This window comes from Psychrobacter pacificensis (assembly GCF_900101915.1).
Lineage (GTDB): Bacteria > Pseudomonadota > Gammaproteobacteria > Pseudomonadales > Moraxellaceae > Psychrobacter > Psychrobacter pacificensis.
In genome coordinates, this window is sequence record NZ_FNAL01000015.1 from 3,116 (window position 1) to 20,800 (window position 17,685).

A 17,685-nucleotide genomic window follows, 5' to 3' on the forward strand; every position below is an offset into this window, starting at 1 on the left:
CAAAGAGCGATGATTGAGTAGTGCCTCATCCATAGGCTCAAGTAATTGGGGTTTCATATTACGCCGAAGTTTGGTTATCAACGTGGTATCATTGTGTTTTGTGAGCCACTCGTTTAGGGCTTTACTGATATAGCCTCTATCACCAAACACCTTGCCAAACACAGGCGTTGCCATATCCTTAACAGGCACTCTGTCATCCGTATTACCCGCAGTGACTTTAACAGATACAAGCTCGCCCTTATGATTGATAATGGCATGCAGCTTAAAGCCATAAAACCAGCCCATACTACCTTTACCTCGGGGCGCAAGACCCTCAAAGACTTTATGACGGTAGATACGCTTGTTATGACAAACTGCTATCTTGGTTGAATCAATATAGCTGATACCCGTACAGTCGCCCATCATGCTTTGCAAGTAGCCACACAGTGGCATGATACTGCGCGGCACAAGCTCTATAAATCGCGAGTAGCTCGGCAGATTTGGAAACGCCCGTTTCATCATGCCAAGCATATGGTGGTAGTAAAAAGACTTAAACTGTCGATACCGCAGTTGATGAAACAGTACCAAGATGGTCATCATCTCTGCTACACTTATCTGGCATGCTCTTAACCTTTGGTGTCCCGTTGCGATTAAATGAGCGTCAAACTCAGGTTTGAATTGCTGATAAAAGTCGTCAATATGGCAGTATAGTTCGGTTAGGTTGTCCATGTAAGAAGTCCTTGTTGTGAAGTTTGTCTTGGTAAACTCACTTTAGCAACTTCGGACTTCTTTTTTTATCTTTTTTTTGAGCCCTTATCCCGAACTGGGGTTATTTATCAATTTCTCAGCCTGTTTTTTTTCAGCCTACTTTTTGAACCACCACCCGGATATAAATGTAACTATGAATAAAACAACTTTTAAAATATCGAAGATGGACTGCCCTTCGGAGGAAAACCTAATCCGAATGAAATTAGAGGGCCACTCGAATATTGAACATCTTGAGTTCGACATTCCTAACCGTCAATTAACTGTGTTTCATCATGACAATATAGAAGGGATAGAGACTGCTATTCATGACCTAAAATTAGGAGACACCCTACTCTCGACCGAAACCATTGACCCCTCTGATCCCAACAATAATTTTAAAATTGATGCTGACTCTAGTCACAAAAAAGATGCTGAGCAAAGAAAGCTACTATGGATAGTGCTGGTCATTAACTTTGCTTTCTTTATTATTGAAATGAGCACGGGACTGATTTCTCGTTCGATGGGGTTGGTCGCCGACAGCTTAGATATGTTAGCAGATAGCTTCGTGTACGGAATTAGCTTATTTGCGGTCGGTGGAACGGTCATTAAGAAAAAACGGATTGCTAGAATTGCCGGATATTTTCAAATTACGCTAGCGATTCTTGGTTTTTTAGAAGTACTAAGACGTTTCTTTGGCAATGAGCAGTTACCTGACTTTTCTACCATGATAGTCATATCGATTCTTGCGCTAATTGCAAACTTGATTTGCCTCTATTTACTACAAAAATCGAAAAGCAAAGAAGAAGAAGCCCATATGCAAGCCAGTATGATTTTCACTTCAAACGATGTGATTATCAATTTAGGGGTAATTGTTGCAGGGATTTTGGTTAATTGGTTACACTCTAGTACGCCTGATTTGATTATTGGTAGCATCGTATTTGCTTTAGTTATTCAGGGCGCCTTTAGAATATTGAAGTTGAGTAAGTAGCCAAGCCTAATAACTGAAGCAAATAGCTCAAGTAAGTAGCTTAATTAAACCGCTAAGTGTAAAGTAACTGGGTTTGAAGCAAATAAACATCATAAGGATATGAGACCTCAAGCAATGATTGAACAAACTTTAAATCTAGTCACCACCAAAGACCATCAGCAAGTTGCCGTTTGGCGAATAATAGATGATGAAGTCTTTGATAAGAATCTGGGAGACCTTCCTAAATTTTGTGTAAGTATTTAATCTAAACGTCAGTTACACAGAATCTGGGATGGTCTCTTCAAGTCCTCACTAGCGCACCGATCATAGATAGAATATCTATGGTAAGTACATCATGAAGTACACTGTGGCTATCTCAGCAAGTTGAAACCTTAATACCATTAGCTCACAGCCAAAGATTCAAGTCCTCACTAGGGTACCATCCTTATTCCCATTATGGGTCTTATGCTAGATGGTTCGAGAACAAAAAAGTGCCATGTCGGTTGTGATACATTTTAGATGACTTATAGATAAACTACCTCAAAAACACAGCCTAATTATGAGCTGTGTTATAATTTGCCATTATAACACCAGCACATTGCTATCATCTCTCATTTATCTTTTATCCATTAAGACTCTCTTATGTCCAACTCTACATTTGATGCTCAAGCCATTTCTAACAGTTTACGTACAGCCAAGCACCAACCGCGTAAGCGCTTTGGTCAAAACTTCTTGCATGATACCAGCGTCATTCGCGAAATCGTGGAAAGCATTCGTCTCGAGCGCGATGACAATTTGATTGAGATTGGGCCTGGTATGGGCGCATTGACCGAGCCTTTATTGGCAGAAGTAGATGCGATGACAGTCGTAGAGTTGGATCGCGATTTGGCAGACAGCTTGCGCATTCGTATTGGTGCCAATAGCCATCCAAATTTTACGATTATTAAAGATAACGCCATGCATGTGGACTATCGTGAGCTTTACAGCGAGGAGCGCGGTAAGCTACGTGTCGTCGGGAACTTACCATATAACATCTCAACGCCTATTTTGTTTCATTTGCTTGAGTTTGCTGATGTCATTCAAGACATGCACTTTATGCTACAAAAAGAAGTGGTTGAGCGCATCACAGCCGACGTTGGTAGCAAAACTTACGGTCGTCTGTCTGTGATTATGCAGTATTACTGTGATACAGATTATTTGCTGACTGTGCCTCGCGGCGCTTTTAATCCACCGCCCAAAGTCACCAGTGCCGTTTTTCGCCTAACGCCGCATATTGACAAACCGATAGTAGCAGAGGATGAAGAGTATTTTGCCATTGTGGTACGTGAGACCTTTAACCATCGTCGCAAGACGCTTCGCGCTATCTTCAAAAAATCAACCTTGCTGCCGACGCTGAGTGAGGATGATTTTGCCGCTTGCGGTATCGACCCACAGGCACGTCCTGAGACGTTGAGCGTTACAGATTTTGTCAATCTAAGCAATCAGGCTCGTCAATAGACGTTTAATGTAAATAATGACCAATTATTATATAAAAATCATAGAGGGATTATGAGTTTTCGCCATCAATATGTCATTGGTGACCTACAAGGTTGCCACGCGGCTTATCTACAATTACTAAAGACATTAGATTTTGATCCTAATCAAGACAAGTTATGGTTCGCCGGTGATTTGGTAGCGCGTGGTGAGGACTCATTAAATACCTTACGCGACGTCAAAGCGTTGTGTGAGCAGGGCGCTGCAGCAACGGTATTAGGCAATCATGATATCAATTTAATTGCCGTCTGGCGCGGCGCTGCAAAACTCAAGAGCAAAGACAAAACAGCGCCAATTTTTGCAGCCGATGACTGTGATGAATTGCTTGAGTGGTTACGCAGGCAGCCGATATTGGCGTACCCAGATGAGCATACGGTGCTGGTACATGCAGGGATTCCACCACATTGGAGTATTGAGGCAGCAGCAACATATGCAAAAGAGCTAGAATCGCAGCTGCAAGGTAGCTTAGAGCAGCTTGATGAACTACTGCCAAATCTCTATAGTAAAAAAGCCGATAAATGGCATTCAGGCATCGAAGGCTTTACCAAAATGCGAGCAATTGCCAATTACTTTACTCGTATGCGCCTGTGTCAGCAGGATGGTTTGCTTGAGTTTGATTTTAATGCTGGGCTAGATGAGCCTATGCCAACCGATTTTTTACCATGGTTTGAGTGGCAAGTACCGCGCACGCGTAAGATACTATTTGGTCACTGGGCCGCGCTACAAGGCGAGATTGATTTACCACATGCGCGTGCACTCGATGGTGGGTGTGTATGGGGCAACTGTCTGTTGGCGTATCGTCTCAGCGACGGCAAGGTAATAGCCTCAAGTGCACAGTGCCCGAGTTCATAACGTAGGCTACAAATACCCGGACTACAAATACCTTGGTATAAAAGCCTAAATAATCTTTTTAAATAGGTCCACAAATGCCGTCTGTTTCAAGTGGGCTATTGATCAATTAACAGCCCTGTTTTAATGGTTCAACTGAGATATACTGAGATGATTAACATTGAGTTATGCTCAAATGATTAATAAGGTGTCTAACTGAGTCATTAAGGAATAACGTCGTACCTGAATAATAGGACAGCGGCGGTTGACGCGACCAGTAGCCCAAGAAATATAAATAATAAGATATTATCTTGAGTTAACTTTTCTTCAAGCTCAGAGTAACCTAAGTCATCAAAGGTGATGTAGTTTGTGTCATGACTGATGTTAGAGTAGTCGAACTTCCTCACACATTCAATAAAGTATTCAATAAACCAGTATGGCCAGTGTTCTGGTTTGAATGGTGAGATCTCTCCTAACTGCGCATGATCAGACAGTCTATGCCAATTGCTGGCGCTTAAGTTAAGACTGTGCATACGCCAATCTTCAAAGCGGCATTGACTGACCTGCTCAACAGCAACGACGTCTACTTTTTTATGGTTCCTATCTTTAAATATTCTTTGCATAAGAGAAAATACAACGTCTTTTGCGCCTTCTAAGCATTGAAGGAAGCTTTTTTCATCATTGCATAGAAAACCTGCAATTTTATTATTTTTATTGTAGACATGCGAGTGTCTTTGGATATGCTCAAATACAGATCTATCGGTGGTATTAACTCTACTAACATAGATGAGTCTTACAAGGGAGGTTGATGCAACGTCCTTCATAGATTCTTCCAGTTTGCTATGACTGGCTATATTCATTCTTGTCCTCGTTTAGTAATCTATCCCAATATCTTATTGAGCCCGCTCCTCATTATTTTAGATGATTTTTGAATCCTAAGTTTGTTGAGCTGTGCGAGAGTTTTGCTTCTACGCCCATATTTTCAAGATTAAGGGGTAAAAGCTTTAGCTAAGTTGTGTGAGTGCTTCAGGCCTTGTACCAAATAGTTTTAATCTCAATAATTCACCAAGCATAAAGCCGTCCAAGCGAGCCTTTTAATCAGGCAGCTTTGGCGGCTTTTTAGGTTTTGGCAAAGGTGTTTTGGCATCGCCAGTAGACTTGCCATCAGCATCCGCATGATTTGACTCGTGACCAACAGTATCCTCATTATCGATGGTATTGAGCGTCTTGGTGACTTTGTCATATTGGATATCGTCGGTATAAGGCGTGCTATTTAGATCTTCATCTGCCAGACCATCATCAAGATTGACAACCTTCTTAGGAGAGTTGTGAGGTTGGGTGTGATCGCCTTGTGGTTGACTGTCATAGTATATGTCTGTATTCGCTTCCGCGTTTTTTGCTACTGCTTGCTTAGACTCGGGTAATATTCTGACATCAGACAATCGGCGTACCACATAATTGCTTGGTATGGCTTTTCCATTTTTTTGTGCTGAAGTGTCATCAAATATCATGTGACCTTGACTATCGATGCGTGCATATTTCATTGGCTTGTCGCGTGGCCAGAAAAAGTCAGAAGGATGGCTAATGATATGTCCAAACACTAGCTTTGTGAGACGACTCCATTCAAAGAAACGCACTTCTTTTGAACGTAAAGCAACAAATAACGCCAGAGAAAAACTGACTATCAAGTTGACCATACCAATAAGCGCCACACCCAATATAGAAATCAGAATGAGGCTCCAGCTGATGTCATCAGCAGATATATTGAACAATCCGTGTGCCAAGTTCGCTGATGCAAAAGCAATGTGGCGAATATCAATTGGTAAGCCGAATATGTAGCCGATGGTTGCTGTACTACCTAAGAAAACCCCGAATAAAAAGTTACCCATGATAGCGCCCAAGTTCGCTTCTATAAAGCCGCCTAAGCGCTTAAGCCATGATACAGGCAGTATATATTGTAGTAGTTTATGACGTTGAATACGCGCACCTACTTTGTTATAGACCGCTAAATTGTCGTAATAACCCGCGATCAAACCCGCTAAGAACAAATATACGCCAGCGATAGCCGCATGAGGAAGCGCTAATGAATGAAATGGATCCAAGTCATGGAGTAGATGACCTGCTTTTTCGGTACCAATCATCGGTGCGCCTGTGTACTGTAACCAAGCAAAAGAGATGATAAGTGCAACGGGTATCGCTAACATAACGTTGCCCATGATAGCGATGAACTGAGTACGTAAAATATCAACGACCAACTCTGATAGCTTATTTAACTGATGAGACTTCTTGCCAGAGCCTTCAGATATAGTAGAAGCAATAGCGGCAGCGGTCATGGCTGGCTGCTTGGTAGCGACCGTTCCGCGAATCACGTGAATGAACACAAAGCCCAAGCCATAAATCATACTGTTAATAAATGCTCGACCCATCGGTGCGAGCGCCAATTGGTAAGCCAGTATTTTTATGGTGGCCATAAAGGCAATGACAAAACCGCCAATAGAGGCCTTTTTGAGCATCTTTTGATAGCCAGCCTTATCGGTGCTGATATAGTGTTCACCCACGCGACTGGCATTTTCAGTGACTTTACGTGACAGCAGTTTTGTGTTGTTATCAATCAAATGACCAATGCTATAGCGGCGATTGGCAGTGGTGATCAGGGTCTGGATCAACTCAATGACGGCGCGATCTCTTCTTTGATTGTCGTCTGTGACCAGCTCCGTCAAGATACGCATGCGCTGCAAGCTTTGATCTAAGCGCAGCATCATATTGGTCAAACGAATAGAAATACCTGTTTTGTAGATCCGTTTGCGAATGGTGGCAACAATGTCTTCGCATTGCTCAATCATAACCAGCAGTGGCGCTGGATCAACGGCTTGCTCTGGGGTAATGTCGGTTAAGGTATCAAGCTCGTGCGCTTGTCTATATTGATTAACAAAGAGCACCGCTTCTTGGTTTTGAGCAACAAAAGAAGCAGAGTAGTTGAGCATCTGCGGATAAGCGTCCATCAAATCAGGATGTAAGCCAAGACCGCTGATGCGATAAGACAAAATAATAATCGCATTCAAAATACTGTTCTTTGCTGTAGCAACCAAGTCTAGGTGTTTTTCTTCCACCCTCAGAAGCTGCACGAGTTCGTCCCATTTCTGAGTCTCGATATTGGCAAGCCAGCGCTCATCAGTACGCTTATCAAACAAGTAACCAACCAGTTCAACGACGGAGTCATCTTGAGGGAGTATCGGCAAAAACCGATGTCCGACCAATCGTCTTAAGCTATTAAAGAATCCTTGATCCGACATAATACCTGTATCGGTATATAGCGTGATTTGACGATACTGGATAATCAATTTTAGGACAAAGCTAGAGAGTCCATCGCCGTATTCTGGATGTTGATGGAGAATATCAATAAGGGTTTGAATGTTTTGGTTGGCTAAAGCAGGTTCTTTGTCACTGACTCGTAGTTCCTCGATCAAGCGTTTGAGCACCGCAGGATCGGGCACATCACTTAGGGCTGTAATCTGTTGTAATATGCGTTTTAATTCTGACACGTCGCACCCTTTATTGTGGTTGTTTCAATCGTTTTTATTATTTAACACTGTGCATGATATTGTTAGGAATCATGGCTTTTTATGGCACTTAAGTGACACTTTATCTTGCGCTATTTTAATCGTAACCACGCATCGATAGTGAATTATTTTGTTAGCAGTTATTTTGCCAAAAAAAAGGACAGTCATTGAACTGTCCTTTTTTCATGGTTTTATCGGGTCTTCATGATGAGCATTTAGCTGGCTGGTACATCAAAGTAGTCAAGATCAAAGTTCATCATCGGGTCACTACCAGCTTTGACCATTTGTGCATACGCATTGATACGTGGCAAGATACGGCCAACGAAATAATCTGCAAGCTTGGCTTTGTTGGTGTAGAACTCACCCTCTTTGCCATTGGCGGCCTCGACCATCAAGGCAAACATATACGAGTAGGCAAGGTAACCAAAGGCATGCATATAGTCAACCGCGCAGCCGTTGATTTCGTTTTTGCGTTCGCCAATATTGTTCAGCACCGTTGTGGTGAGCTCTTCAATCGTATTCGCTGCATCTAAAGTAGCTTGTTTGATACCATGATCCGCTTGCATATTGTTAACAAAATCACGAATCTCACCCAAGAAATGGGTGACATATTTGCCGTTATTTTTTGCCACTTTACGGCCTAACAGATCAAGTGCCTGAATACCGTTGGTACCTTCATAAATCTGCGCAATACGAGTATCACGAACGATTTGCTCCATACCCCATTCGCGGATATAACCATGACCGCCAAATACTTGCTGGCAATCAACCGTGGCTTCTAGTGCTTTGTCGGTTAAGAAGGCTTTGGCAACTGGCGTCAGTAGGGCAACGCGCGCCGCCGCGGCTTGAGCGGCCTCTGGGTCAGTACTAAATTTTTCTTCGTCAAGGTTTTTGGCGACATACATGGCAAAGCAGCGTGACGCTTCGGTGTTGGCTTTGGCGTTCAATAGCATACGGCGTACATCTGCATGGTGGATGATGGCATCAGCAGGTTTTTCTGGGCTTTGGATTTGGGTGTCACTGCGACCCTGACCACGGTCATTGGCGTATAATGCTGCGTTTTGATAAGCCAGCTCAGAGCCACCAAGGCCTTGTAGACCCATGGTCACACGCTCATAGTTCATCATGATAAACATAGAAGATAAGCCAGTGTTTTCTGCGCCAACCATCCAGCCTTTGGCGTTATCAAAGTTCATCACGCAAGTCGCTGAGGCTTTGATACCCATCTTGTGCTCGATAGAGCCAACCGCCAAAGTGTTGCGCTCGCCCAAGCTACCATCTTCATTGACCAAGAATTTTGGCACGACAAACAATGAAATGCCTTTTGAGCCTTCTGGCGCATTGGGGGTTTTTGCCAATACCAAATGAATGATATTGTCAGTGAGGTCATGCTCACCACCAGTGATAAAGATTTTGGTACCAGAGATATTGTAGCTACCATCATCGTTTGGCACGGCTTTGGTTTTGATGATACCCAAATCCGTACCTGCATGTGGCTCAGTCAAGCACATGGTGCCCGACCATTCGCCGTTATACATTTTTTCTAAGTAAGTCTGCTTTTGCTCTTCAGACGCCGCCGCGTTGAGGCAAAGCGTCGCGCCAACGGTTAGGTTAGGGTAGAGGGCAAAGGATTGGTTGGCGGTAAATACCATCTCTTCGGTCAGCATGGTGACCATCTTTGGGAAGCCTTGACCGCCGTATTCAGCGTTACCGCTTAAGCCAACCCAGCCTGATTCAGCATACTGTTTGTACGCGTCTTTAAAACCTGTTGGCGTAGTAACAACGCCGTCACCCTCAAAGGTTGCACCTTCTTCATCACCGCTACGGTTGATAGGCAACAAAACGTTTTTTGACAGTTTTGCCATTTCTTCTAAAATCATATCGACGGTTTCGGTATCGACATGAGCTAGGTTTTCGTTATTTTGCCAAAATTGTGGCGCTTTAAATACATCATTTAATATAAAACGCATGTCATTAAGAGGGGCGTTATAAACAGCCATAAACATTCCTTTGGTTTAAATAGATAAAATTGGAGTTGTTAAGATTATCAACTGTTCTCTTGATGTAACCTTAGCGATTCATGTTCAAAGTTTAACAAATAAGCTTGTAGGCGGGTGTATTTCTTCGTGAATTGTGCGTGCACCAAAAGTTAGCAGCCACTATTGCAGTCATTAAGTAGGTTTTGGACAGAGCAACTACTTATAAAAAGCACGCGACTGGTTGCTATCAACGATCATAATCAGCACAGTAAGACCCATACCGAAAAAATCGGCAACACACCGAAGTATGTTGCCGATAAAAATACGATATAAGAGGGATTTGGGGCTAATTAAAAAGCAAACTGGTCCACATCCATGCTCATGTATGGCTCAACGCCTGTGCTGATACGCTGTACATAGGTCGTGGTACGTGGTAGTAGTTTAGTGAAATAGAACTGAGCCGTTTTAACCTTGGCATCATAGAATGCTTTTTCGCCAGTGCCGTCGGCAATAGCGGTTTGAGCAACCAATGCCATACGCGCCCATAAATAAGCCAAAGTTACATAACCACTAAAGTACATGTAGTCAACCGCAGCAGCGCCAACAGCGTCTGGGTTTTCAGTGGCTTGCATGCCAATACGTGATGTTAGATCACCCCATTCTTTGACATGTTTGGCAAGCGGGCGGATGAACTGACCCATCTCGTCATTGTCTTTGTGCTCTTGGCAGAACGTCTGGATAATTTTGACAAAGTTTGCAAGCAGTTTGCCTTGCGAGCCCAGCACTTTACGTCCAAGAAGATCAAGAGCTTGGATCTCAGTGGTGCCTTCGTATAGGCAAGCAATACGGGTATCACGGACGTTTTGCTCCATGCCCCATTCACTGATAAAGCCATGACCACCATACACTTGGACGCCGTGATTGGCAGCTTCGAGCCCCGTTTCAGTCAAGAATGCTTTAGCAATCGGTGTCAATAGTGACAGCATTTGGTCAGCAAACTTCAGGTCATCGCCTTCGCCTTTGGCAACGGTATCGGCAAAGTGTGAGAGGTAATAAACCAGCGCACGACCACCTTCGGCAAAGGCTTTTTCGGTCAACAGCATGTTGCGAACCGCTGGATGAACGATGATTGGGTCAGCGACTTTTTCTGGCGCTTTGGCACCTGATAGCGCGCGCATCGCTAGGCGGTCTTTTGCGTAAGTCAATGAGCCTTGGAACGCGTACTCTGCTGCGGTCAAACCTTGAACAGCAGTACCGATACGAGCGACGTTCATAAAGGTAAACATGCACTGTAAACCGCGGTTTTCTGGGCCAATCAAGTAGCCTTTTGCACCATCAAAGTTCATCACGCAAGTCGCAGACGCTTTGATACCCATTTTGTGCTCAATAGAGCCACAGACGACGTTGTTGTTTTCGCCAAGGCTGTTGTCTTCATTGACCAACACTTTAGGTACGATAAACAGTGAGATGCCTTTGGTGCCAGCAGGCGCGCCTGGTAGACGGGCTAGAACGATATGAATGATGTTGTCGGTGAGGTCGTGCTCGCCTGCTGAGATGAAGATTTTTTGACCGGTGATGCTATAAGTACCGTCATCATTTGGCTCAGCTTTGGTACGGATAATACCCAAGTCAGAACCCGCATGGGCTTCTGTCAAGCACATGGTGCCTGACCATTCGCCGGTGACCATTTTTTCTAGGTAAGTTTGTTTTTGCTCATCAGTGCCATGGTGCTCGATGGTTTGAATTGCGCCATGCGATAGGCCAGGATACATAGAAAATGACCAGTTAGCCGTACCGACCATCTCATTGATGACCGTTGATAGTGAGAACGGCATGTTTTGACCACCAAACTCTTCTTCAGCAGATAAAGCAGGGAAGCCAAGCTCACAGTACTGCTTATAAGCTTCTTTAAAGCCTTTTGGCGTGGTGACCTTACCATTGTCAAACTTACAGCCTTCTGCATCGCCGCTTTGATTCAGTGGTGACAACTCGTTTTCGGCAAAGCTTGCCGCCATTTCAAATAGGCTGTCCATTAGCTCGCGGTCAGCTTCTTGGAACGCTGGTAATGTTTTATAATGGCTTTCACTATCGAGTAGCTCATGCATCACGAACTGAATATCACGTAAGGGCGCTTTGTATTGCATAACTTCCTGTCCTTTTTAGAATGTAACCGATCATAGCCAACAATGAGCATATGGTCGCACTATCCTCTAGTGCGTTATTCTTACCTAGCCAGTCTGGAAATCTAAATAAATGATAAACAGTGAAGCAGGTCAACCATGCTATCGATTACATAAAATAGTGTTGAAAAGAGTGGTGATTGTCAGAGTCAAAGAAAGATTAAATGTGCTCTAACAAATTCACTATAAAAGATAGGCTTTCATTAGCGATTATACAAGTTTGGTGAAAGCACTGATAAGTCATGAACCTGTCTTGCATCGATTGTGCAATCAACGTTAGGCCTCAATCTGAATCATTAATAACCCTATGAAACATTGACCGATATACAACAGGACAGATCAAAGATTCAGAGTTATATCAGCCAATTTTCATCATAAAAATAACGTTCACATAAAGAAAAACCGCTTCAGAGGCAAAGGCGCCAATAAGCGGTTTTATGATACCCAGAAAACAAGAGCTATTCGGTGGCATACTGTTTGACCAGCATCTCAGTGGCCACATCAGCGGGCACAGGTTTGCCAAACCAATAGCCTTGTCCATTTTTGCAGCCCATATCGAGCAACACATCGCGCTGCTGTTCGGTTTCTATACCTTCTGCCACCACATGCATGTCTAGAGCATCTGCCAAGTCTAGAATGGCTTTTACAATGGCATGCTGAGTACGGTCGGTATCAATTTTTGAGATAAAGCTCTTATCAATTTTGATAAAGTCAAAGGGGTAGTCTTGCAGGTAACTCAAGGATGCATAGCCCGTACCAAAATCATCTAAGGCAAGACGGACGCCCAATTCTTTGAGAGAGTTGAGTTGTTTTCTGACATCATCATGGCGCTGAATCAAAGAGGATTCGGTCACTTCGATATGCAACTGACACGCCGCAATATTGTGCTGTACCAATAGGCCGCTCACCATGTCAAAAAATTCAGGATGACTAAATTCGGCCGCATCGGCATTGATGCAGATATGCTGACAAAACCCTTGCTGTTGCCATTCAGATAACTGATGGGCAATCTTGTTAGCCATCTGTGAAAACAGCTCAAACGAGAGCTTATGGGTCAAAATAGCATCGATAAAATGTTTTGGTTTGAGTAGACCGCGAGTGGGATGTTGCCAGCGAACTAGTGCTTCAAACCCTGTGATAATCCCCGTATCCAATAAGAATTTTGGTTGATAATAGGGTATAAACTGTCCTTCAGCCGATGCTGCTCTCAGATCGGCTTCTAACTGTAGGCTACCTGAAGTGGCTTCCTCAATCGTTTTGTCATACCAACGGATATCATCGCCGCCGTGTTGTTTGACATACTGTAAGGCTTTTTCTGCTTTGCTCAACAGTCCTGTTACCTGAGCATCATTTTTGGGAAAGTAACTGACGCCTACAGAAATATGGCAGTAGATATTTGCATTTGTGGCCGCGTTTCCATTCATTGTGAAGGGTATCTCGCACATCTGCATGAGCGTATCTAATTGATGACGTACCATATTGCCATCTTGACACTCAAACAATAACGCAAAGTCATCCCCGCCAAAGTGGGAAAAGCAGCGTAAATGCTCTAAATGGAGCTCTTTGATACGTTTCACAAACTTCTGTATTAAAGTGTTTATTCCCTCAGATCCCAGCAAGCTTGCCAGATTGCGATAGCGGTCTATATTGAGACGTACAATCACGACTTCTTGATAAGTGTCTAATAAAACGTCACTGGCCTGACTCAAAAACACTTTGCGATTGGGCAATCCAGTGAGTTGATCGTAGTTGAGTAAATGAGCAACCTGCTTTTGATCTTTAACGACGGCAGACATGTCGCGTAGCATACCCACATGAAATACCGTTTGGTCGATACAAATTTTACGATAGGTGATTTGGCAATCGATCGTCTCACCATAGCGATTGGCCATGGAAAAATCCAACTTGTAGAAACCTGACTCTCTTAAATTATCCTTAATCTCTTTTAGGATAAGCTGCTCTTCTTCTGACAAAAATTCAGCCGCGTAAATACCGAGTGGACGACCGACCAAAAAGGATTCTTTATAGCCAATCATAAGCTCATAGCTGGCATTGACAGATAGATAGCGTAAATTACTGTCTAGCACAAAAATAGCATCTTCGATCTGCTCACACAGTTGGGCCATGAGTCGCTGTTTAATCGATACTGGAATGGGGTCAAAGTTGCTCATAATAATGTTTCACAAAAAATAAAGGCTTATAAAAAATAAGTACTGTGATTCAATTTACTAAATTAAAACTAAGATCACTTTTGATTCTACAGAGTATAAAACAAAAGTTCTATTTTAAAGTGTCTATAAATGATAGTAAATCTCATTAATAATACTGATTTTAACCATACAAAGCGAGTAAAGTAGTCAATGCAACCACGGGTGCTGTCTCTGTACGTAATACCCTACTGCCAATTTGCCAAGGCATAAAACCTACAGATTCGGCTTTTTGACATTCATCGTCACTGAGACCTCCTTCAGGACCAATCAATAGTTCAATATAGGGAGACTCTTGCTTGAGAACTGAGGCCAGTTTCTCGGGTTTTGCAGGTTGTCCTGCTGCTGGCACACTCATCTGCATACGTAGATTTGCAGCGCTACGTAGCACTTGATAATAAGTGTCTTGGCTGAGTATAGAGACGATAGGACTGACCAATGTTGCTGTATTCAACGCATCAGACGCAGGTTGATTCAGCCATTCATTGATAGATAGTGGGGCAAGTATCAGAGGTGGGCGATTCAGGCCGCATTGCTCGCAGGCTGCTATAGCGACTTGTTGCCAGTGAGCCAGTTTTTTCTCGATTTGTGCAGGTTTCAGATTGACCTCGCCATGATGACTACTAAGCAGTTGAATAGCCGTGACGCCAAGCTCGGTTGCTTTTTGTACCGCATAATCCATACGCTCGCCGCGACTCATTACTAAGCCGATTTTACTAATAATAGGCGCCGTACGATCATCCTTTAGATGAGTGAGGAGGGTAGCCGTCGCGTTTTTTTTACTGATTGCTTTTAGCTCTACTTTATATTCACCACCAAATCCATCGAACAAGATACCTTGATCACCGATATTTGCACGCAGCACTCGGCACCAATGATGGACGATGCTGTCTGGCAACTCAACGTGGCTCCCTAGAGGTAGGTCACCCAGCTTAGGTAAAGGCATAGCATCAATATTGTCGTTATTAATGGCATAAAAAAAACGTCGCACTTGGTCTTATTCCTATTATTTGATTGTGAGCGGTTATTATTGACCCAATAGAATATCACTTGATGCCACGAAAGGCATTCCTTTTATGATAATTACTGCCAGATAACAGCGCTCAACGGATAAACGACATTATCATATAGTCAGAAAAATTTAAGAAATACATTAAGATGAAATGTGTTTTTTGATACATGAATGTCCAGTAGATAAAATTTTCCAATAAAAAAACTGGCACTCCGAAGAGCGCCAGTTAGTTATAAATTCATTATATACTTGCTTAATGATCAAGATTATCAAGTATTAAACAGTAAGTCCTAATGCTTCAACCAAGCGTTTATTTGGCTCAACTTTGTTCATGCTATAAAAATGCATGGCTGGCACGCCTTCGCTCATTAAGCGCTCACATAAGCGATACACCACATCAAAACCAAACTCGCGAATAGATTTGCTGTCATCGCCAAAATCCGCCAATCGCTTGCGCACATAACGCGGAATATCAGCGCCGCAGCTATCAGCAAAGCGTATCAGGTTACTAGAGTTGGTGATCGGCATGATGCCAGCTACCAATGGCTGGGCAATGGTATCGATACCGCGTTTCTCTAACGTGTCACGCAAATACAGATAGCTGTCTGCATTATAAAAGAACTGCGTGATCGATGCATTGGCACCAGCGCGGTACTTATTCACCAAGTTGTCAACATCAAACTCAAAGCTACGCGCTTGTGGATGCATCTCAGGATAGGCCGCCACTTCGATATGGAAGTGATCGCCTGAGTACTCACGAATGAACTTGACCAAATCTACCGCAAATGGCAGCTCACCCATACCCACCTGACCGGATGGCAAATCGCCACGTAGTGCGACAAGACGTCTGATTCCTAAGCTTTTATAAAACTCAAGTAACTCAGCGATTTGCGCTTTGTCATCGCCGATACAAGACATATGCGGCGCAATTTCAGTCTCACTGCGCGCGCTTAGTGCTTGTACGATGTCTAAGGTACGGCTACGAGTTGACCCGCCCGCACCGTAGGTCACCGAAAAATACGCCGGTGACAACTTATTTAGCTCATCATAAGTGCTAAGAAGCTTTTCGTGACCTTGCTCGGTTTTTGCAGGAAAGAACTCAAAGGAGAAAGCAGGCTTACTCACAGTCAGGCTCCTTTTAGTATTTATAAGCGTCAGGTTTGAATGGACCTTCGACAGGCACACCCAAATATTCAGCTTGCTTTTGGGTCAGCTTAGTCAATGTACCGTTAAAGCCTGCAACCATCGCAGCGGCCACTTCTTCATCCAATTTCTTAGGCAATACTTTTACGTATAAGTTATCAAAGCGCTCATCAGTCGGCAGATCAGCGAACTTTTCTTCGAACAGATACATTTGAGCCAATACTTGGTTGGCAAATGAGCCGTCCATGACGCGTGATGGGTGACCAGTAGCATTACCTAAGTTCACTAGGCGACCTTCGGCAAGCAAGATCAAATAATCGTTTTCATCATCTGAGCGGAATACTTGATGCACCTGTGGCTTGATCTCAACCCAGCGCCAGTTATCACGCATAAACTGAGTATCAATCTCGGTATCAAAGTGACCAATGTTACATACAACCGCACCAGGCTTAAGGGCCGCTAGCATATGACGGTCACAAACGTGATAGTTACCAGTCGTGGTGACAATCAAGTCTGTGTCTTCAAGCAAGCGTTTGTTGATGCTGTCTGCACCGCCAGTGTTGTCACCGTCGATGTATGGTGATAATACTTCAAAGCCGTCCATACATGCCTGCATGGCACAGATAGGATCCACTTCTGACACACGGACAATCATGCCTTCTTGGCGTAAGCTTTGCGTAGAGCCTTTACCTACATCGCCGTAACCGATAACCAAAGCGCGGCGACCAGCAAGGAACATATCGGTAGCACGTTTGATAGCGTCATTTAAGCTATGACGGCAACCGTATTTGTTGTCATTTTTAGACTTGGTAACTGCATCGTTGACGTTGATGGCAGGCACCTTTAATGTACCTTTATTCAACATCTCAACCAAACGGTGTACACCAGTGGTGGTCTCTTCTGAGATACCATGGATAATATCGAGCATTTGCGGATAGTCATTGTGAACAAGAGCTGTCAAATCACCGCCATCATCTAAGATTAAGTTGGCATCCCACAGCTGACCTGAGGCTTCGCCGCCAACGTGTACTTGCTGACGCAAGCACCATTCGTACTCTTCTTCTGTTTCGCCTTTCCACGCATAAACAGGGATGCCAGCAGCAGCAATCGCAGCAGCAGCATGGTCTTGGGTCGAAAAGATATTACATGAGGTCCAGCGGACTTCCGCACCTAGTGCGACTAGTGTCTCGATGAGGACAGCAGTCTGAATAGTCATGTGGATACAGCCAGCGATTTTCGCGCCTTTTAGCGGCTGGTCTGCTTCGTAGCGACGACGCAAGCCCATTAGGGCAGGCATTTCAGCTTCGGCAAGGGTAATTTCACGGCGGCCATAATCAGCAAGGCTGATGTCAGCGACTTTATAGTCAGTAAAAGAGGGATCGATCGTATGGGCAGAGGGTGTAGTAGACACTGCGTCCATAATATGCTCCTATCAGTGGTTAACGAATGATAAAAAGAATAAAAACGCAGGTGCCGTTGTTTGCGCTGTTGATGACCAAGAATAGGTAGCCAACAGTTAACCGAGCCTAACATAACCTGTGACTGCATAA

At 43.8% G+C, this 17,685-nt stretch carries 12 protein-coding genes; 3 read left to right on the forward strand and 9 right to left on the reverse strand.

What is annotated here, in order from left to right; translation table 11 throughout:
- The coding region (locus BLR43_RS09440; RefSeq protein ID WP_093070819.1) for an IS982 family transposase at positions 1-708 on the reverse strand (708 nt) is incomplete at its 3' end.
- 172 nt (positions 709-880) lie between these two features.
- On the opposite strand from BLR43_RS09440, the gene BLR43_RS09445 reads away from it, so the two are divergent.
- The 3 genes from BLR43_RS09445 (at position 881) to BLR43_RS09455 (ending at position 4,078) form a co-directional block, all read left to right on the forward strand.
- Positions 881-1,714: a cation efflux transmembrane domain-containing protein gene (locus tag BLR43_RS09445; protein WP_058023794.1), complete on the forward strand. Its 834-nt coding sequence runs from the start codon at positions 881-883 to the stop codon at positions 1,712-1,714.
- 621 nt (positions 1,715-2,335) lie between these two features.
- The gene (gene rsmA / locus BLR43_RS09450) at positions 2,336-3,190 is read left to right on the forward strand and encodes a 16S rRNA (adenine(1518)-N(6)/adenine(1519)-N(6))-dimethyltransferase RsmA (RefSeq protein WP_071001639.1); all 855 of its coding nucleotides are present in this window, start codon (positions 2,336-2,338) and stop codon (positions 3,188-3,190) included.
- A gap of 51 nt (positions 3,191-3,241) precedes the next feature.
- The gene (locus tag BLR43_RS09455) at positions 3,242-4,078 is read left to right on the forward strand and encodes a symmetrical bis(5'-nucleosyl)-tetraphosphatase (protein WP_093070752.1); all 837 of its coding nucleotides are present in this window, start codon (positions 3,242-3,244) and stop codon (positions 4,076-4,078) included.
- 200 nt (positions 4,079-4,278) lie between these two features.
- Here the strand turns inward: BLR43_RS09455 and BLR43_RS09460 are convergent, their stop codons facing one another.
- The 8 genes from BLR43_RS09460 to ahcY form a co-directional block, all read right to left on the reverse strand.
- Positions 4,279-4,878, reverse strand: coding sequence for a BLUF domain-containing protein (locus BLR43_RS09460; RefSeq protein WP_167669404.1), 600 nt, complete (start codon positions 4,876-4,878; stop codon positions 4,279-4,281).
- A 270-nt stretch (positions 4,879-5,148) separates the two neighbouring features.
- On the reverse strand, positions 5,149-7,596 hold the full coding sequence (locus BLR43_RS09465) for a site-specific recombinase (protein WP_093070754.1): 2,448 nt from the start codon (positions 7,594-7,596) through the stop codon (positions 5,149-5,151).
- A 233-nt stretch (positions 7,597-7,829) separates the two neighbouring features.
- Positions 7,830-9,614: an acyl-CoA dehydrogenase C-terminal domain-containing protein gene (locus BLR43_RS09470; RefSeq protein WP_093070756.1), complete on the reverse strand. Its 1,785-nt coding sequence runs from the start codon at positions 9,612-9,614 to the stop codon at positions 7,830-7,832.
- Between the two features lie 329 nt (positions 9,615-9,943).
- The gene (locus tag BLR43_RS09475) at positions 9,944-11,737 is read right to left on the reverse strand and encodes an acyl-CoA dehydrogenase C-terminal domain-containing protein (protein ID WP_093070758.1); all 1,794 of its coding nucleotides are present in this window, start codon (positions 11,735-11,737) and stop codon (positions 9,944-9,946) included.
- Between the two features lie 494 nt (positions 11,738-12,231).
- Complete coding sequence (locus tag BLR43_RS09480) at positions 12,232-13,944, reverse strand: sensor domain-containing protein (protein WP_093070760.1); 1,713 nt, start codon at positions 13,942-13,944, stop codon at positions 12,232-12,234.
- Between the two features lie 160 nt (positions 13,945-14,104).
- Positions 14,105-14,971, reverse strand: coding sequence for a 16S rRNA (uracil(1498)-N(3))-methyltransferase (locus BLR43_RS09485; protein ID WP_071001632.1), 867 nt, complete (start codon positions 14,969-14,971; stop codon positions 14,105-14,107).
- A 297-nt stretch (positions 14,972-15,268) separates the two neighbouring features.
- Complete coding sequence (gene metF / locus BLR43_RS09490; RefSeq protein WP_093070763.1) at positions 15,269-16,117, reverse strand: methylenetetrahydrofolate reductase [NAD(P)H]; 849 nt, start codon at positions 16,115-16,117, stop codon at positions 15,269-15,271.
- A 13-nt stretch (positions 16,118-16,130) separates the two neighbouring features.
- Positions 16,131-17,555, reverse strand: coding sequence for an adenosylhomocysteinase (gene ahcY / locus BLR43_RS09495; protein WP_093070766.1), 1,425 nt, complete (start codon positions 17,553-17,555; stop codon positions 16,131-16,133).
- Positions 17,556-17,685: the final 130 nt, after the last annotated feature.